Origin of the sequence: Streptomyces fungicidicus, assembly GCF_003665435.1 — a bacterium.
GTDB lineage: Bacteria > Actinomycetota > Actinomycetes > Streptomycetales > Streptomycetaceae > Streptomyces > Streptomyces fungicidicus.
Genome location: NZ_CP023407.1, coordinates 5,997,517 through 6,014,787, shown reverse-complemented (window position 1 = coordinate 6,014,787; position 17,271 = coordinate 5,997,517). Strand labels below are relative to the sequence as shown.

The window sequence follows — 17,271 nt, the reverse complement described above, 5'->3', positions numbered from 1 at the left end:
GGCATCAGGCTCCCGCCGCCAGCAGGTCCGCCACCCGCCGGGCCGTGGCCTCGTCGCGGGCCGCGGTGAAGGGCAGGGTGTTGCCTCCCCTGATGTCGAAGGGCACGCCCGCGCGGGTGAGGTGGGCGCCGCCCGCCTCCTCCACGAGGAGCAGCCCGGCCGCGTGGTCCCAGGCCGCCTCCCAGCTGAAGGCGGTCGCGTCGGACTCGCCGCGGGCGAGGGCCAGGTACTCCAGTCCGGCCGAGCCGCAGGGGCGGGGGGCCACGCCGTCCGTCCACAGGCCGAGCAGTCCGCGCTTCTGCTCGTCCGTGGTGAAGTCCGGGTGGGAGGTGGCCACGCGCAGGTCGCGGCCCGGTTCCGGGGAGCCCGCGCGCAGCCGCTCACCGTCGAGGTGGGCGCCCCGGCCCCGGACGGCGGTGGCGAACTGCTCGAGGACGGGCGCGTAGGTCCAGGAGGCGTGCAGCACTCCGCCCTGTGCGAGGGCGACCAGGGTGCAGAAGCCGCTTTCGCCGCGCACGAACTGGCGGGTCCCGTCGACGGGGTCGATGATCCACACGGGTGCGTCGCCCCGTATCGCCTCGTACGACGCGGGGTTGGCGTGCACCGCCTCCTCGCCCACCACGACGGAGCCGGGCAGCAGGGCGGCCAGCGCCTCCGTGAGGTACAGCTCGGCGTCGCGGTCGGCGTCGGTCACCAGGTCGTGCGGGCCGCTCTTGCGGTCCACCTCGTGCTCGGCGAGCCGGCGCCAGCGCGGCACGATCTCCTGCGCGGCGGCCTTGCGGATGTGCTCCTCCACGTCGAGGGCGCGCCGGGCGAGAAACTCGTCGATGGTTTCGTTTGTCTCGATCATGCCCCTATGAGAGCACGCGTCACTGACATTCCCCGCCCGTCCGGTGCACTCCTGGTGGAATCGGGATGAAGATGGGGTGCGCGCCCGCGGCGTTGTGGGCTCAGCGGCCCACCGCGTAGCCCTGCATGCCGCGCGGGTTCGCGGCGGCGGAGAGGATGCCGGTGCGCGGGTCGCGGGCGACGGCGCAGAGCCGTCCCTCCGACCAGGCGTCGCCGACGATCACCTGGTGGCCGCGCCTGCGCAGCTCCCGCACCACTCCGGGGTCGGTGCGGGACTCGACGGTGACGCTGCCGGGGCGCATCCCGCGCGGGAAGAAGGAGCCGGGGAAGCTGTCGTTGTGCCAGTTGGGGGCGTCGACGGCGCCCTGGAGGTCGAGTCCGCCGCGGACCTCGGCGCGCAGGGCGACCGCGAGGAAGAAGTGCAGCTGCCACTGGTCCTGCTGGTCGCCGCCGGGCGTGCCGAACGCCATGACGGGCACCCCGTCGCGCAGCGCCAGGGACGGCGTGAGGGTGGTCCGGGGGCGGCGGCCGGGGGTGAGGGTGTTGGGAAGGCCCTCGTCCAGCCAGGTCATCTGCAGCCGGGTGCCCAGCGGGAAGCCGAGTTCGGGGACGACGGGGTTGGACTGGAGCCAGCCGCCGCTGGGGGTGGCCGCGACCATGTTGCCCCAGCGGTCGACGACGTCCAGGTGGCAGGTGTCGCCGCGGGTCCCGCCGTCGGCGGAGACGTCCGGTTCGCCGGGCACGGGGGAGGCCGGGCTCTTGGCGACGGTCGGCTCGCCGACGCCCATCGGGCTGAAGCCGGGCGGCTCGGTGGCCGCCTCGCGGGCGTGGGCGCTCAGCCGCGGGGTGCGGCCGCCCGGACTGCCGGGCCGCAGGTCGAGGGAGGCGCGGGGGCCGACCCTGGTCCGCCGCTCGGTGTTGTACTCGGCCGAGAGCAGGTCGTCGAGCGGCACCTCGGCCGCGTCCCCGTACCAGGCCTCGCGGTCGGCCATGGCGAGCTTGCAGCCCTCGATCAGCAGGTGCACGTAGTCGGCGGAGCCGTAGCGGGGCAGTTCCGGCGGGAGCAGGGCGAGCTGCTGGAGCAGGACCGGGCCCTGGCTCCAGGGGCCGGCCTTGCACACGGTCCAGCCGTTCCAGTCGTACGTCACCGGCGTCTCGTAGGTGGCGGACCAGCCGGCGAGGTCGGCGGCGGTCAGCGTGCCGGTGTGGCGCTCGCCGCTGGTGTCCAGGGTGGGGCGCGCGGCCTGGCGGACCAGTGCCTCGGCGATGAATCCGGTCCGCCACACCTCCCGGGCGGCGTCGATCCGGGCCTCCCGGCCGCCCGCGCCGGCGGTCTCGGCGAGCAGCCGCTTCCAGGTGGCGGCGAGGGCGGGGTTGCGCAGCCGCTCGCCCGGGCGCGGGGCCCGGCCGCCGGGCAGGTACACCTCGGCCGAGGAGGTCCACTCCGTCTCGAACAGCTCGCGCACGGTCTCGACGGTCTCGCCGACGCGCTCGACCGGCGGGTGCCCGTCCTCGGCGTAGCCGATGGCGTACTTCAGGACGTCGGCGAGGGACTTGGTGCCGTGGTCGCGCAGCAGGAGCATCCAGGCGTCGAAGGCGCCGGGGACGGCTGCGGCGAGGGGTCCGGTGCCGGGGACGAGGTCCAGGCCGAGCGCCTTGTAGTGGGCGGTGGTCGCCCCGGCGGGGGCGACGCCCTGCCCGCACAGCACCCGTACCTCCCCGCCGGCCGGTGCGAGCAGGATCGGCACCTCGCCGGCCGGGCCGTTGAGGTGCGGCTCCACTACGTGCAGCACGAAGGCGCCTGCCACGGCGGCGTCGTAGGCGTTGCCGCCGTCCTCCAGGACGGCCATCGCCGACTGCGAGGCCAGCCAGTGGGTGGAGGACACCATGCCGAACGTGCCCTGGAGGGTGGGACGAGTCGTGAAGTGCATTACCTGCCCTCGGTGTTCGTTTCCTCAGCCGTTCCCACCGCCCCCCGGGTCGGACTGCCGACGCAGGCCACGGCTGCACGCAGGGTAAGGGCGCGCCGCCGGACGACGCCACCCTCGTCACCGGGCACGGCGGCCGTGTTCCGCACCGAGGGGAGAGGCCGAGCCTCGCGGGCGGCCCTCGGATCACCGTCAGGAACCACGCGTTCGTCGGCCGGAGTGAAGTCAGGCCGTGAAGAGGTCTGGACCCCATACCCGGACGCCTGCGGCGACGACGCCTGGGGGCTACTCCCTCCACGAGATGGGCGTCTACGCCCCCTCGTGACGGGACGAGGGGGTCAGCGGGCGAGGCCGGCCACGAACGTCGCGGTCAGGGCGGTCGGGGCCGTGATGGCGGTGCCCACCACGACGCTGTGCGCGCCGGCCGCCAGCGCGCCGGCGGCCTGCCCGGGGGTCGCGATGCGGCCCTCGGCGATCACCGGAACGGAGATCGCGCCGGCCAGATCGGTGACGAGGGCGAGGTCCGGGGCGGTCTGGACGGGAGAGCCGGGCACGTAGCCGGAGAGGGTCGTCCCCACGAAGTCGGCGCCCTGAGCGGCGGCTTCACGGCCTTCCGCGAGGGTCGACACGTCGGCCATGACGAGCGCCCCCGCCGCGTGGACCGCCGCGACGAGTTCGGCGAAGGTGCTGCCGTCGGGGCGCGGCCGGGCGGTGGCGTCGGCCGCGACGACCGCGGCCCCGGCGTCCACCAGGGCGAGGGCGTGGCGCACGGTCGGGGTGATGAAGACGCCGCTGTCGCCGTCCTTCCACAGGCCGATCACCGGAAGGCCTGCGGCCGCCACGGTGGCCGCGACGACCTCGGGGTCGTTGACCCGTACGGCCGCCGCGCCGCCGGCCCGCGCGGCCAGGGTCATCCGGACCAGGGTGTCGGTGTGCCGCATCGGGTCGCCGGGCGGGGCCTGGCAGGACACGATCAGTCGGCCCTTCAGGGCGTCGGCCAGGGGCAGGGTCATCGGGGGGCTCCGGTGGTGCTCGCGGGGTGGTGCAGGGGCAGGGTGCGGGTCAGCGCGGCCGCGCCGAGAACCGCGGCGTCGGGTCCGCCGCGCGGTGGTACGGGACGCAGCTTCCTCAGAGGCGGCATGAGTTCGGCGGTGAACGCCGTGTGCAGGGCGTCCAGGTACAGGGCGCCGATGCGGGGCACCCCGCCGCCGACGACCACGCGGTCGGCGCCGAGCGTGTTGGCGAGGCCGCCCAGGGCGCGTCCGGTGGCCTCGGCGCCGAGCACGATGGCCGCGGTGGCGTGCGGCTCGCCCCCGGCGGCGCGGGCGGCCACCGTCTCCAGGCGGTCTGCCGGGGTTCCGCTCATCCGCGTGTAGTGGGCGGTGATGGCGGGGCCCGCGGCGATCGCCTCGAGGTGGCCGGTGGCGCCGCAGGTGCAGGGCAGTCGGCCGGCCTCCGGGCTCGGCAGGTGCCCGAGGTGCCCGGCGATCCCGGCCGCCCCGTGCAGCATGCGCCCGTCGACGGCCACGGCGCCGCCCACGCCGGTGCCGACCGCGGCGTAGATCATCGTGATCCCGGGTCCGTCCCCGTGCGGGCCGGGCAGTTCCGTCGCCGCCGCCGCGCGTACGTCGTTGTCGCAGGCGACCGGGAGGCCGGCGCGGGCGGCGAGGCCGGCGGCCAGGGCGGTGCCGGCCCAGCCGCGGATCGTGTCGGTCGCGCTGGTGACGGTCCCGGTGCCGGGGTCGATCACTCCGGCGGCGGCGACGCCGATCGCCGTGACGCCCGGCGCCCACACCGCGCGGGCGGCGTCGGCGAGCGCGTCGAGCACGGCCTCGGCGCCCGCCGTCGCCGGGGTGGGCAGGGAGTGCCGGGCCAGGACGGCGCCGCCGGCCGCGACCAGGGCGGCGGCGATCTTCGTGCCGCCCAGGTCGAGGCCGATCACCGGGGCGTCGTCCGGATGCCGTGCCGTCATCGGACCGGCAGCAGGCCGGCGCCGCGCAGCCGCTCCTCGACGAGGGCGACCGACGCGTCGCCCAGCTGGATCTGCGGGGCGGCGGTGGTGCCGTGGGCGAACACCCCGAGCAGCCGCAGCGCGTGCTTGAAGGCGCCGATGGCGGAGGAGTTGCGGCCCATCTCGCTCTCGGGTCCGGCGTCGACCATGCCGAACAGCTCGACCAGCCGCTCCTGTTCCTTCACCGCGCGGTCGAAGTCACCACCGCGCACGGCGTCGTGGAGGCGCACGTATCCGGCCGGGTCCACGTTGCCGAGGCCGGGGACGACTCCGTCGGCGCCGGCCAGCAGGGCCGCGTCCACGGTGAGTTCGGAGCCGGTGAGGATGCTGAAGGAGGGCGCGGGGCCGTCCGCGCGTCCGTGGCGTCCGCCGAGTTCGACGACGAGCCGGCGCAGGCCGCCCTCGTCCCCGCTGCTGTCCTTGAGGCCGGCGAGCGTGCCGTCCTCGGCGAGTTCGCGCACCAGGGCGGTGGAGAGCTTGCTGTGCACGGAGACCGGGAGGTCGTACGCGTACAGGGGCAGGTCGACGCGGGAGCGCAGGGTGCGGAAGTGGCGGGCGATCTCGGCGGGGTGGGTGCGGGCGTAGAAGGGCGCGGTCGCGACCAGGGCGTCGGCCCCGGCGTCGAGGGCGGCCTCCGCGTGGACGAGCACCCGGGGGGTGGTCATGTCGATGACTCCGGCGAGTACGGGGACGCGGCCCGCGCCGGCCTCGACGACGGTCCGCAGCACCGCCTCCCGCTGCCGGTCGGTGAGGAAGGCGACCTCGCTGCTGGAGCCCAGGGCGAACAGCCCGTGCACTCCCCCGCTCACGAGGTGCTCCACGTGCCGGGTGAGCGAGACGGTGTCGACCTCGCCCGACGCATCCAGGGGGGTGCAGACGGGCGGCACGACGCCGCGGAGGGGCTGGGACGAGGACATGGTGACTCCTGGGCTGTGCGGATGGTGGAACGGGCCGCCCGCCCGCCGGGGGCGTACGGGCGGCCCCGGGACGCTAGGGCGCGGTCACAGTGAGCGTGCCGTCACCGTAGGACCGCTGGGTGCCGCGCACGAGGTAGGTGGCGGTCGTCGGCACGGCGCCCGCGGTGGCGTTCGCGGGGACGGTGACCGGGATCCTCATGTTGGCGCCCTGGCCGGGATCGAGCGCGGGCACGGTGACGGACGGCGCGCTCCAGCCGGACGGCAGGCGGAGGGAGACCGACCCGGCGGGCAGGGCCTTGTCGTTCTGGCTTACGACGCGGACGGTGACCTCGGTGGTCTTCCCGGCGGGCAGGGAGGCGGGCGGGGTGACGGTGACGGGCGCGCAGACCCCGCCGAGCCACTGCAGGTCGAAGGAGGAATAGGTGATGTGCCGGTAGTCGGCGCGCTCCCAGAGCATGCCCACCCGGTCGTCGCCGATGGTGCCGCTGCCGAGCGGGGTGAGCGTGGAGTAGGCGGCCGAGCCGGATTCGGCCGTCTTGCGGACGGGCCAGTTCTGTCCGTTGTCGCAGGAGAGCCGGACGGTGAGGTTGCTGCGGCTGTTGGTGGTCGCGGTGTTGCTGAACATCAGCCACCCCGCCCGCGGGTGCGTGGCGGGCACGTCCGGGGCGAAGCGCATGACGGAGCCGTTGTTGGCGGGGTCGGGCAGCTCCTTGTCCTGCTGGAACGGCGTGTAGGTGACGCCGCCGTCGGTGGAGTACGCGACCGTGCGGTACGGGGCGGAGCGGTTGTTGAGCATCACCCGTCCGTCGGACAGTTCGACGGTCTTGTTCTCGTCGCCGCCGGGGCCGACGGGGGTGCCCATCCTCCAGGTGGCGCCGTGGTCGTCGCTGTAGGCGCTGACCGCGTAGTTGGCGCCGTCGTCGCGGATCGCGTACTGCTGGATCAGCCGGCCCCTGTGGGCGCCGTGCCGGAGCTGGATGCCCTCGCCGGAGGCCGCGAACATCCCGGCCCAGGCGGGGTTCTTGATCTCCGCGGTGATCCGCTCGTGCTTCCAGGTCAGGCCGTCGTCGTCGGAGTAGCTGTAGTCAGCCTGCAGGACGTCGGGGTCGCTCTCGTCGTTTCCGGTCGCGGAGCCGAAGAAGCCCTGGTTCACGGAGGCGGCGTAGAAGACGAAGACACGGCCGGTCTCCCGGTCGACGAGGAGGCTGGGGTCGCCGAAGCCCTTGGGGGCGGCCTCCTTGCGGACCACCTGCTGGGCCTGCCAGGTGGTGCCGCCGTCGGTGCTGCGGCGCAGCACCACGCCCAGGTTGCCGGGCAGGTCGCCGAGGGTGGGGCGGGCGTCGTACGCGGCGAGCAGCGTGCCCTTGGTGGTGCGGGTCAGCGCGGGGATGCGGTAGTACGGGGATCCGGTGCCGGCGGTGGCGATGTCCTGCGAGGTGAGGATGCCGGGGGTGGGGGCGGCCTGCCTCTCGGCGGTGTGCGCGGCGGGGATGCCGGCGGCCAGGAGGGCCAGGGCGGCGGCCGCGGTGACGGTGGCCGGGGTGACTCTACGCTGCATGAACGGGCCTCTTCTCGGTGTGCGGTCAGGCGAGTTGGGGATCGTGCAGGGTGGAGGGGCCGGGGTCGGCGATGAGGTGGGGCGTGGTGAACCGCTCCCGGACCCAGGTGAGTTGCTCGCGCCGGTGGTGGGCGCCGCCGCCCTCGTGGCCGTTGAACTCGTAGACCCGCAGGTCCTTGGCGCCGCCGTAGCGGTGGTAGGCGGCGAAGCAGGTGGAGGGCGGGCAGATGTCGTCCATCATGGCGATGGAGAAGAGTGACGGGGCCGTGGCGCGGGAGGCCAGCAGGGCCGCGTCGACGTAGGACAGGGTGGTGAGGACGGTCCCGGCGCGGTCGCGGTACAGGCTCAGGTACTCCGCGATCTCGGTGTAGGGGGGCGCGCCGGCGATCAGCGCGCCGCGCCGGATGTCGCACAGGAACGGGGTGTCGGGCATGACGCCCGCCAGGCCCGGGACGAGGCCCGCGACCGCGAGCGAGATGCCGCCGCCCTGGCTGTGTCCGGTCACGACGACCCGGTCCGGGTCGACCCTCGGGTGGGCGAGGGCGGCGTCGACGAAGCGCACGGCGTCGGTGTACACGCGCCGGTAGTAGTGGTCGTCCGGGCTGTCCACGCCGCGGGTGAGGAAGCCGGGGACGTCGCCGTTCAGGGAGACCGTGTCGGGGGTGTCGCCGCCGGCCGTGGACCAGCCCTGGCCCCGGGTGTCCATGAGGAAGTGGGCGTAGCCGGCGTTCGCCCAGAGCAGCTGCTCGTGCGGCAGGCCGCGTCCGCGCCCGTAGCCGAGGAACTCCACGACGCAGCCGAGCGGACCCCCGGCCCCGGCGGGCAGGTGCAGCCAGCCGCGTACGGGCTCGCCCGCGAAGCCGGGCACGGTCACGTCATAGGTCGTCACCTGGGTCAGGCCGGTGTCCACGGGGGTGAAGGCGGCGGTGCCGCCGGCCGCCCGGGCCGCCCGCAGGGTCCGGTCCCAGAACGCGTCGAGGTCGGCGGGCTCGTCGAGGTCGGGCCGGAGCGCGAGGCACTCGGCGAGGGTGAGGTCCGTCAGTGGCATGGAGAGGGCCCCGGTGGGTGAGGCGTGCGCGCGGCGCAGCGCGAGGGTGAATGAGCAGACGTCTGATGTCTGCTGTCCTGGGACCCTAGAGATCCGGAAGACGGTCGTCAAGTGCCCCGCCGCACCGGCCGGCCCCCTTCTCCCGACCGGCCCGCCACCGGTACGACACGGCGGAGGCGGCCCCGCGCCGGGGCCGCCTCCGCCGGAGGAAGGAGCAGGTCAGCGCCGGGCGCGCGCCTCCGTGATCCGCTTGCGCACGGGGGCGTAGTGCTCGGTCAGCGCGGCCGCGAACTCGGCGGGGTTCCGGTCCCGCACGGCGTCCACGATGCGCTGGTGGTTGGCGATGGTGGCCGCCTCGTGCTCGTGCGTGAAGACGTCCAGGTGCGGCGCGACGATCACGTAGACGTCCCAGAACGCCATGGAGAGCTGGCCGATCAGGTCGTTGCCCAGCGGGGCGACGAGCAGAGTGTGGAAGGCGCGGTCGGCCTCGACGAAGCCGTGCCCCTCCCCCGAGCCCGCCCTGCGCATCTCGTCGACGAGCGCCGCGAGCCGGTCGATCTGCGTGCCACTGAGGGACCGCACGAGCCGTTCCGCCATGCCGCGCTCGAACAGCTCGCGCACCTCGATCAGGTCGGACAGCACCTGGAAGTCGTCGTCCGGGCTGAGCAGGCCCCGGAAGGCCAGACTCTCCACCAGGGCGGACAGGCTCAGCCGGCCGACGTAGGTGCCGTGCCCGTGCCGCACCTCGACGATGTCGAGGGCGGTCAGGATCCTGATCGCCTCCCGCACGCTGGAGCGGCTGGCGCCGAGCGCCTCGCACAGGGCGGGCTCCGTCGGCAGCGGGTCGCCGGGGCGCAGCTGGTTGCGCAGAATGTACGACTTGATCCCGTCCACGACCTCCTGTCGCAACGGTTGTCGCGTCGCCTTGGGCTCCGGTACGGCACCCCGAATCGCCCTTTGTCCCACCGCCACCTCTTGACCCCTCTCCTTTGCCCGACTACGTTCCCACGCTATCAAGCATCAGACATCAGACGTCTGATGCTGCGCGACGCGATAAGTTCTCGCCAGCCGTCGCACTGAATCAGCCATTCCGCTTCCTCGCCCGCCATTGACTCCCCGCCAGGAGGGTTCCTTGTCCCCGCGCAGCGCAACCGGCGTCGACCGCCGCACCTTCATGAGATACACCAGCGCCATCGGTGTGGCGACCGCGATCACCGCGGGCCTGTCCGCCTGCGGCGGGCCGGGCAGCACCGGTGACGACTCCGGCGGTTCCGGCGGCAGCACCGACACCATCGAAGCCGGCCTCTCGTACCCGCTCTCCACGGGCTTCGACCCCATGATCACCTCCGGCGCGACCCCCTACGCCGCCAACATGCACATCTTCGAGGGTCTGGTGGACCTCGACCCGGTCACGCTCATCGCCCGGCCGACGCTGGCCACCGAGATGCCGAAGAAGATCAACGCGACCACCTACCGGGCCACCCTCCGCAAGGGCGCCACCTTCCACGACGGCTCCGCGGTCACCGCCGAGGACGTGGTGTTCAGCTTCGAGCGGGTCCTCGACCCGAAGAACGCCTCGCTGATGGCGCAGTTCGTTCCCTTCATCGACCAGGTGAAGGCCGTCGACGAGACGACGGTCGAGTTCAAGCTGAAGTACGCCTTCGCGCTCTTCCCCTCGCGCATATCCGTGGTGCGGATCGTGCCGAAGAAGATCGCCGGCGCCGACGCCAAGGCCTTCGACGCCAAGCCGGTGGGCTCGGGCCCGTACCGCTTCGTGTCGGCGGTCCGCGAGGACAAGATCGTCATGGCGGCGTACGACAAGTACAACGGCCCGCACCCCGCCAAGGCCAAGAAGATGGTCTGGCGTCTGATCTCCGACCCGTCCGCCCGGGTCAGCGCGCTCAAGTCCGGCCGGGTGCAGGCCATCGAGGACGTGCCCTACATCGACGTCCAGGGCATCACGGGCAAGGACAAGGTGGAGTCGGTCCAGTCCTTCGGCCTGCTCTTCCTGATGTTCAACGCCAAGGACAAGCGCTTCGCCGACAAGCGGGTGCGCCAGGCCCTGCACTACGCCCTCGACACCGAGAAGATCATCTCCACCGCCCTGCTGGGCAACGCCGAGCCCGCCACCGGATACGTGCCGGCCACGCACCCCGACTACCGGAAGGCCGCCACCGTCTACGGCCACGACCCGGCCAAGGCCAAGAAGCTGCTCGCCGAGGCGGGCGTGGGCAAGCTCTCCTTCACGCTGCTGCTCACCGACAACGGCTGGGTCAAGGACATCGCGCCGCTGATCAAGGAGAGCTGGGCCGCGGTAGGCGTCGACGCCAAGCTCGACATCCAGCAGTCCGCCGCCCAGTACGCCAAGATCGACAAGGGTGACTTCCAGGCGCTCGCCGCGCCGGGCGACCCCTCCGTCTTCGGCAACGACGCCGACCTGCTGCTGCGCTGGTTCTACTACGGCTTCTGGCCGGAGAACCGCTACGGCTGGGCGGACAGCGCCGCCTACAAGAAGGTGAAGTCGCTGCTGGACAAGGCCGCGGCGGAGGCCGACGAGGCCAAGCGCGGGGAACTGTGGGGCCAGGTGACCGACACGGTCGCCGACGAGGCCGCCCTGTACCCGGTGCTGCACCGCAAGCTGCCCACCGCCTGGCGCGACGGATCGCTGCCCGGGTTCGAGCCGCTGCCCACCACCGGGCTGTCCTTCCTCGACGTCGGCCGCGGCTGACCCCGCACGCCCACGCCGACGGGCCGCCGCGCCTGCCCGGGCGGCGGCCCCCGCCCCAATCGCTAGGAACCTCACGATGGTTGCTTTTCTCCGGCTCGCGCTGCGCCGCGTCGCGATGATGCCGGTGATGATCCTCGGCATCGCACTGCTGGTCTTCGTCGTCCTGCAGTTCTCGCCCGCCGACCCCGCGTACAACGCCCTCGGCGACAGCGCGAGTCCGGAGGCGCGTGCCGCGTTCGCCGAGGAGAACGGTCTGAACGACCCGCTGCCCGTCCGGTACTTCGCCTTCCTCGGAGATCTCCTTCGGGGAGACCTCGGTGTCACCGTGGCGCCCAGCCAGCCGGTGGTCGACCGGATCGCCACGGCCTTCCCGCTCACCCTCCAGCTGACGCTCCTCGGCCTCTCGCTGGCCATCGTGCTGGCCCTGGTCTTCGGCGTCACCAGCGCCGTCCACCGCGACCGCTGGCCCGACCAGGTCTTCCGGGTGCTGTCGATGATCGGCATCGCGCTGCCCTCGTTCTGGCTCGGTGTCCTGCTCATCCAGCAGTTCGCGCTGAACATGCCGATCCTGCCGACCGGCGGCTACGTCAACCCGGCCGACTCCTTCTCCGGCTGGCTGCAGAGCCTGGCGCTGCCGGCCGTCGCACTCGCCCTGCCGGTCGCCTCCTCACTGGCCCGGCTGATCCGCACCTCGATGGTCGCCGAACTCGACCGCGACTACGTGCGCACCGCTCGCGGCAGCGGTCTGCCGCCCTTCATGATCATCCGGTCGGTGCTGCGCAACTCCCTGATCACCCCGCTGACCGTGCTCGGCGTCAAGGTCGGCTACATGCTCAGCGGCGCCGTGGTCATCGAGGCGATCTTCGACCTGCCCGGCATGGGCAAGCTGATCCTCGAAGGCGTCAACGGCGGCGACGTCGGTCTGGTCCAGGGCACCGTGCTCACGATCGCCGTCGCCTTCCTCGTGGTCAACGTCGTCGTCGACCTGCTCTACCTGCTCGTCAACCCGCGCATCAGGACGGTGTGATGTTCGCTCCACGCTCCCTCGCCGAGCGGCTCCGGCCCGGCACCCGCCTGCGTCGCCTGCCCGTGCCCTCCCGGATCGCGTTCGGGATCCTTCTCGTCGTCGTCCTGGGCGCGGTCCTCGCGCCGCTGCTCACCCAGGACCCGCTCGCCACCGGCCTTCCGGCCCAGCCGCCGGGCGCCGACCACTGGTTCGGCACCGACCGGGCGGGCCGCGACGTGTTCGCGCGGGTCGTGCACGGCGCCCGCTACTCCCTCGTCATCGGCTTCGGCGCGACGCTCCTCGCGCTCGCCATCGGCTCCGTCCTGGGCGCCCTCGCGGCCACCTCGCGCAAGCTCGCCGACGAGTCGGTGATGCGCACGCTCGACGTCGTCATGTCGTTCCCGCCGATCGCCCTGGCCGCGGTCCTGGTCGCCGTGTTCGGGCCCAGCGTCCCGGTCATCATCTTCACCATCGCCTTCGTCTACTCCCCGTCGCTGGCCCGCGTCGTACGGGCCAACGTGCTGGAGCAGTACGGCGAGGACTACGTCGCCGCGGAACAGGTCATCGGCGCCCGTCGCCACTACATCGTGGCCCGCCACGTCGCCGTCAACTGCGCGGCGCCGGTTCTGGTGTTCGCGACCGTCATGGTGGCCGACTCGATCATCTTCGAGGCGAGCCTGTCGTTCATCGGCGCCGGTGTGCAGGACCCCGACCCCAGCTGGGGCAGCGTGCTGGCGTACGGCCGGCAGATCCTGCTCTCGGGCGGCTGGTGGGCGACCCTCTTCCCGGGTCTGTGCCTGCTGATCACGGTGCTCGCGCTGAACGTCCTGTCGGAGGGCATGACGGACGCCGCCGCCTCCCCGGACAGGAGCCGCACGGGTGGCGACGACTCCGACGAGAAGACCGCCGCCGCGCCGGCCGCGGACCGGGCCGAGGTGGACGCCGCGCTGGCCGGACTCGCCGCCCGGCTGGAGACCACCGAGCCCTCCGTGAAGCCCCTGCCCGACGACGCCGCCGACCTGCTGGTCGTGCGCGACCTGGCGATCCGCTTCCCCGACCGCTACGGCGACACCCGCGTCGTCGACGGCATCTCCTTCACCGTCCGCGAGGGCGAGACCCTCGGCCTGGTCGGCGAGTCGGGCTGCGGCAAGTCCATCACCAGCCTCGCGATCATGGGTCTGCTGGCCCGCAACGCCGAGGCCGAGGGCGAGATCCTCTACCGGGGCCGCGACCTGCTGAAGCTGTCGCCGAAGGAGCGCCGTGCGCTCATGGGCCCGGAGATCGCCATGGTCTACCAGGACGCCATGTCGTCGCTGAACCCGTCCGTGCTGATCGGCACCCAGCTCAAGCGGCTCACCTCGCGCGGCGGCACCCGCACCCCCGCCGAACTGCTCGAACTGGTCGGCCTCTCCCCCGAGCGCACCCTGCGCAGCTACCCGCACGAGCTCTCCGGCGGCCAGCGCCAGCGCGTGCTGATCGCCATGGCGCTCTCCCGCAGCCCCCGGCTGCTGATCGCCGACGAGCCGACGACCGCGCTCGACGTGACCGTGCAGGCACAGGTCGTCGAACTCCTCGTCCAGCTGCGCGACGAGCTCGGCTTCGCGATGGTCCTCGTCTCGCACGACCTGGCCCTGGTCGGCGATCTCGCCCACCGGGTCGCGGTGATGTACGCGGGTCAGGTCGCCGAGGCGGGCGCCACCCGCGCCCTGCTGACGGACCCGGCGCACCACTACAGCCGGGGCCTGCTCGGCTCCGTCGTCTCGCTGGAGGCGGGCGCGGAGCGGCTGCACCAGATCCGGGGCGTCGTGCCCGCGCCCAGAGCGTTCGGCCCGGGCTGCCGCTTCGTCTCGCGCTGCGCCGCCGCCACCGGGGTGTGCGCCACCACCCCGCCGCCCGCCACCGACCGCGGCGCCGCGGAGGACCACCTGTTCGCCTGCCACCACCCGGCGCCCGCGCACCCGTCGGCCAAGTCGCTGGAGGCCGCCCGATGACCGCCCCGGAGGACACCACGATGGAACCGCTCGTCCGGCTCGACCGCGTCCACGTACGGCACAGGGCGCGCAGCGGCGGCATCCTGCGCCGGGACGCCGTGCACGCCCTGACCGACGCCTCCCTGGAGGTCCGGCCCGGCGAGATCCTCGGCCTGGTCGGCGAGTCCGGCTGCGGCAAGTCGACGCTGGCCCGGGTGGTCACCGGACTGCAGCGCCCGACGGAGGGCCAGGTGTACTTCAAGGGCCAGGAGCTGTGGGAGATGCCCGCGGCGCAGCGCCGTACCGGGTTCGGCGCCTCCGTCGGCGTGATCTTCCAGGACCCGTCCACCGCGCTCAACCCCCGGCTGCCGGTGCGCCGGATCCTGCGCGACCCGCTCGACGTGCACGGCCGGGGCACCCGGGAGGGGCGCGAGCGGCGCGTCGAGGAACTCCTGGACCTGGTCGGGCTGCCCGGCCACACGCTGGAGGCGCTCCCCGGCCAGCTCTCCGGCGGCCAGCGGCAGCGCGTGGCCATCGCCCGCGCGCTGGCCCTGGAGCCGGAGCTGATCGTCGCCGACGAGCCCACCAGCGCCCTGGACGTCTCGGTGCGCGCGCAGATCCTCAACCTCCTGGTGGATCTGCGCGACCGTCTCGGCCTCGCCATGGTGTTCATCTCGCACGACGTGCAGACGGTGCGCCATCTCTCCGACCGCATCGCCGTGCTGTACCTCGGCCGTGTCGTCGAGGAGGGCCGGGCGGCGCAGGTCACCGGCGACTCCCGGCACCCCTACACCGAGGCGCTGCTCTCGGCGACGCCGAGCCTGCTGGAGCGGCCCGAGCGCATCGTGCTGCACGGCCCGGTGCCGTCGGCGACGAACCCGCCCTCGGGCTGCCCGTTCCGCACCCGCTGCTGGAAGGCGGACGACGCGTGCGCCGTCGCCTTCCCGGCCGCCGACGGCGGCGCGGACGGCCACCGCTGGCACTGTGTGCATCCGCAGCCGGGCGGCGAGGCCGCCGTGGTGTCGGCCGCCGGCGCCGTCTGATCCCGTGCCGCGCCGGCGGGGGCGGGGAACATCCCCGCCCCCGCCGGCGTTGGTGCCGAGGGCATGAGGAAAGGCGGAGCCGTGCACGGTGAGTACAAGGTTCCCGGCGGCAAGCTGGTCGTCGTGGACGTGGACGTGGAGGACGGCGTGCTGCGCCGCGCGCGCGTGGCGGGCGACTTCTTCCTCGAACCGGACGAGGCGCTCGACGCCGTGAACGGCGCCCTGGACGGCGCCCCCGCCGACACCGACGCCGCGGGTCTGGCCGCCCGGATCGACGCGGCGCTGCCCGCGGGCACGGTGATGTACGGGCTCACCCCGGAGGGCGTCGGCATCGCGGTGCGCCGCGCGCTCGCGCACGCCACCGACTGGACCGACTACGACTGGCAGCTGATCCACGAGGGCCCGCAGCCGCCCGCGCTGCACATGGCGCTGGACGAGGTGCTGACCGCGGAGGTCGCCGCGGGCCGGCGTCCGCCGACGCTGCGCGTGTGGGAGTGGGGCGCCCCGGCGGTCATCATCGGGAGCTTCCAGTCGCTGCGCAACGAGGTCGACCCGGAGGGCGCCCGGCGGCACGGCATCGAGGTGGTGCGCCGGATCTCCGGCGGCGGCGCCATGTTCGTGGAACCGGGCAACACCATCACGTACTCGCTGTCGGTGCCGGAGGCGCTGGTGCAGGGGCTGTCGTTCCAGGACAGCTACGCCTACCTCGACGACTGGGTGCTCGGCGCGCTCGGTGAGATGGGCATCAGGGCCTGGTACCAGCCGCTGAACGACATCGCCACCGACCAGGGCAAGATCGCGGGCGCGGCGCAGAAGCGGATCGTGGGCCCGGACGGCGGCCCCGGCGCGGTGCTGCACCACGTGACCATGGCGTACGACATCGACGCCGACAAGATGCTGGACGTGCTGCGGATCGGACGGGAGAAGATGTCCGACAAGGGCACTCGGAGCGCGAAGAAGCGGGTGGACCCGCTGCGGCGGCAGACCGGACTGCCGCGCGAGGCCGTCATCGACCGGATGATCGACTCGTTCCGCTCCCGGTACGGACTGGCGGACGGCAAGGTGACGGACGGTGAGCTGGCCCTCGCCGAGGAACGGGCCCGGACGAAGTTCACCGTGCCGGAGTGGACCGCCCGCGTCCCCTGACGCTCACAAATCACCTCTTCGCACGGGAAATTGCGGCAAGACGGCGGCGTCCGCGGTACGTCCCCGTCACCGCGCCTGCACGGAGCGAGTTGGCCCTTCCGCACCACAGGGATGCGTGTGAGACTGGCGTCCCGTCCGCAGTGCGGACCCCCCTCCGCACCGTCCCCCACGAAGAGTGCGCCGTGCGTTCCTTTCCTCTCCCGATCGCCCTGACCGCGCGCCTGTCGCCGGTGATCGTCCTCGCCGCGGCCGGCTGGGCGCTGTCGTCCGGTCCGATGGCCGAGCCGGAGGCCGCCGAGAAGAAGCCGACCGGGAAGACGGAGACGCAGTCCGCCTCCGCCCCGTCCCAGACGCAGGCGCCGAAGACGTACACCGCCGCGCCCGCGCCGTGCGACAGCGTGACCGCGAAGACCGTCAAGTCCCTCGTGCCGGGCGCCAAGGCGGACGGCAAGGAGATCCGGTCCACCGACTCCGAGCTGCGCCGCACCTGTTCCTGGAACGCGCTCAAGGGCTACGAGTACCGCTGGCTCGACGTGTCCTTCGAGGTCCTGGAGTCGGAGGAGGCGGCGGAACGGTCGTACCAGGGGCGGGTGGAGGACCGCAGCGGCGGCGGCGCGGTCCCCGGACTCGGTGACGCGGGGTACTCCGTGGTGAACCTCTCCACCGAGGACAAGCAGCAGACCCGGGAGGGCGTGGTGGTGGCCCGCGCCTCCAACGCGCTGGTGGTCGTGACGTACAACGGCAGCGACTTCGAGTCGAAGAAGGCGCCCGGTACGGACGAGATCAACAAGGGCGCCATCAAGGCCGCCAAGGAGGCGGTGGCGGCCCTGGAGAAGAACCGGAATTGATGGTTCCGTGACATCTGTCACAGGCTCCGGACGATCTGTGCGGGTCACTTAGTAGAAACCGCTCCGGCGACATGGGGGACTTGTCCGTCTTGCCGTGAATGTAGGAAGGGGCGGGGCGAGGGGTCTCCCGGCGGAATGCCGGGGGCCTCCGCCTGCGCGGCACATGAGGGTTTCTGACGCGGCGGCAGCCGCCCCGGCGAGCCCGCCCCGGGCGGGGCG

14 protein-coding genes are annotated in these 17,271 nt (G+C 73.3%); 6 read left to right on the top strand and 8 right to left on the bottom strand.

The annotated features are described in order from the left end of the window. Positions 1 to 4: 4 nt before the first annotated feature. The 8 genes from CNQ36_RS27185 to CNQ36_RS27150 all read right to left on the bottom strand — a co-directional run bounded on the left by CNQ36_RS27185 (position 5) and on the right by CNQ36_RS27150 (position 9,283). Positions 5 to 850, bottom strand: a complete 846-nt coding sequence (locus CNQ36_RS27185; RefSeq protein ID WP_004922903.1) for an inositol monophosphatase family protein — start codon at positions 848 to 850, stop codon at positions 5 to 7. A 100-nt stretch (positions 851 to 950) separates the two neighbouring features. Further along, complete coding sequence (locus CNQ36_RS27180) at positions 951 to 2,780, bottom strand: gamma-glutamyltransferase family protein (protein WP_121547922.1); 1,830 nt, start codon at positions 2,778 to 2,780, stop codon at positions 951 to 953. A 335-nt stretch (positions 2,781 to 3,115) separates the two neighbouring features. After that, positions 3,116 to 3,790 carry an N-acetylmannosamine-6-phosphate 2-epimerase gene (locus CNQ36_RS27175; RefSeq protein ID WP_121547921.1) on the bottom strand — a complete coding sequence of 225 codons (675 nt, stop codon included), beginning with the start codon at positions 3,788 to 3,790 and terminating at the stop codon, positions 3,116 to 3,118. Further along, on the bottom strand, positions 3,787 to 4,749 hold the full coding sequence (locus CNQ36_RS27170) for an ROK family protein (protein ID WP_121547920.1): 963 nt from the start codon (positions 4,747 to 4,749) through the stop codon (positions 3,787 to 3,789). The genes CNQ36_RS27175 and CNQ36_RS27170 overlap by 4 nt, the downstream gene beginning before the upstream one ends. Further along, entirely contained in the window at positions 4,746 to 5,705 is a 960-nt protein-coding gene (locus CNQ36_RS27165; protein ID WP_121547919.1) for a dihydrodipicolinate synthase family protein, read from the bottom strand. Before CNQ36_RS27165 ends, CNQ36_RS27170 begins: the two co-directional genes overlap by 4 nt. A gap of 73 nt (positions 5,706 to 5,778) precedes the next feature. Then, positions 5,779 to 7,263 (bottom strand): exo-alpha-sialidase, encoded by a 1,485-nt coding sequence (locus tag CNQ36_RS27160; RefSeq protein WP_121547918.1) that lies wholly within the window; start codon positions 7,261 to 7,263, stop codon positions 5,779 to 5,781. Positions 7,264 to 7,288: 25 nt separating this feature from the next. Beyond that, positions 7,289 to 8,311, bottom strand: a complete 1,023-nt coding sequence (locus tag CNQ36_RS27155; RefSeq protein ID WP_121547917.1) for an acetylxylan esterase — start codon at positions 8,309 to 8,311, stop codon at positions 7,289 to 7,291. Positions 8,312 to 8,530: 219 nt separating this feature from the next. Beyond that, positions 8,531 to 9,283 (bottom strand): FadR/GntR family transcriptional regulator, encoded by a 753-nt coding sequence (locus CNQ36_RS27150; RefSeq protein WP_004922913.1) that lies wholly within the window; start codon positions 9,281 to 9,283, stop codon positions 8,531 to 8,533. Between the two features lie 202 nt (positions 9,284 to 9,485). Here CNQ36_RS27150 and CNQ36_RS27145 point away from each other — a divergent pair, with 202 nt between their 5' ends. From CNQ36_RS27145 to CNQ36_RS27120, 6 genes are all read left to right on the top strand, one after another. Then, entirely contained in the window at positions 9,486 to 11,039 is a 1,554-nt protein-coding gene (locus CNQ36_RS27145; RefSeq protein ID WP_121548612.1) for an ABC transporter substrate-binding protein, read from the top strand. Positions 11,040 to 11,115: 76 nt separating this feature from the next. Next, the gene (locus CNQ36_RS27140; RefSeq protein WP_121547916.1) at positions 11,116 to 12,066 is read left to right on the top strand and encodes an ABC transporter permease; all 951 of its coding nucleotides are present in this window, start codon (positions 11,116 to 11,118) and stop codon (positions 12,064 to 12,066) included. Beyond that, positions 12,066 to 14,036 carry a dipeptide/oligopeptide/nickel ABC transporter permease/ATP-binding protein gene (locus CNQ36_RS27135; protein ID WP_121547915.1) on the top strand — a complete coding sequence of 657 codons (1,971 nt, stop codon included), beginning with the start codon at positions 12,066 to 12,068 and terminating at the stop codon, positions 14,034 to 14,036. Before CNQ36_RS27140 ends, CNQ36_RS27135 begins: the two co-directional genes overlap by 1 nt. Further along, positions 14,033 to 15,058 carry an oligopeptide/dipeptide ABC transporter ATP-binding protein gene (locus CNQ36_RS27130; RefSeq protein ID WP_121547914.1) on the top strand — a complete coding sequence of 342 codons (1,026 nt, stop codon included), beginning with the start codon at positions 14,033 to 14,035 and terminating at the stop codon, positions 15,056 to 15,058. The genes CNQ36_RS27135 and CNQ36_RS27130 overlap by 4 nt, the downstream gene beginning before the upstream one ends. 81 nt (positions 15,059 to 15,139) lie before the next feature. Then, positions 15,140 to 16,204: a lipoate-protein ligase LplAB gene (locus CNQ36_RS27125; RefSeq protein WP_040905709.1), complete on the top strand. Its 1,065-nt coding sequence runs from the start codon at positions 15,140 to 15,142 to the stop codon at positions 16,202 to 16,204. Positions 16,205 to 16,386: 182 nt separating this feature from the next. Beyond that, entirely contained in the window at positions 16,387 to 17,052 is a 666-nt protein-coding gene (locus tag CNQ36_RS27120; RefSeq protein ID WP_040905710.1) for a hypothetical protein, read from the top strand. Positions 17,053 to 17,271: the final 219 nt, after the last annotated feature.

Coding starts and splice junctions, on each gene's coding strand:
- CNQ36_RS27185 (WP_004922903.1), bottom strand. CDS start 850: ATGATCGAGACAAACGAAACCATCGACGAGTTTCTCGCCCGGCGCGCC.
- CNQ36_RS27180 (WP_121547922.1), bottom strand. CDS start 2,780: ATGCACTTCACGACTCGTCCCACCCTCCAGGGCACGTTCGGCATGGTG.
- CNQ36_RS27175 (WP_121547921.1), bottom strand. CDS start 3,790: ATGACCCTGCCCCTGGCCGACGCCCTGAAGGGCCGACTGATCGTGTCC.
- CNQ36_RS27170 (WP_121547920.1), bottom strand. CDS start 4,749: ATGACGGCACGGCATCCGGACGACGCCCCGGTGATCGGCCTCGACCTG.
- CNQ36_RS27165 (WP_121547919.1), bottom strand. CDS start 5,705: ATGTCCTCGTCCCAGCCCCTCCGCGGCGTCGTGCCGCCCGTCTGCACC.
- CNQ36_RS27160 (WP_121547918.1), bottom strand. CDS start 7,263: ATGCAGCGTAGAGTCACCCCGGCCACCGTCACCGCGGCCGCCGCCCTG.
- CNQ36_RS27155 (WP_121547917.1), bottom strand. CDS start 8,311: ATGCCACTGACGGACCTCACCCTCGCCGAGTGCCTCGCGCTCCGGCCC.
- CNQ36_RS27145 (WP_121548612.1), top strand. CDS start 9,486: ATGAGATACACCAGCGCCATCGGTGTGGCGACCGCGATCACCGCGGGC.
- CNQ36_RS27140 (WP_121547916.1), top strand. CDS start 11,116: ATGGTTGCTTTTCTCCGGCTCGCGCTGCGCCGCGTCGCGATGATGCCG.
- CNQ36_RS27135 (WP_121547915.1), top strand. CDS start 12,066: ATGTTCGCTCCACGCTCCCTCGCCGAGCGGCTCCGGCCCGGCACCCGC.
- CNQ36_RS27130 (WP_121547914.1), top strand. CDS start 14,033: ATGACCGCCCCGGAGGACACCACGATGGAACCGCTCGTCCGGCTCGAC.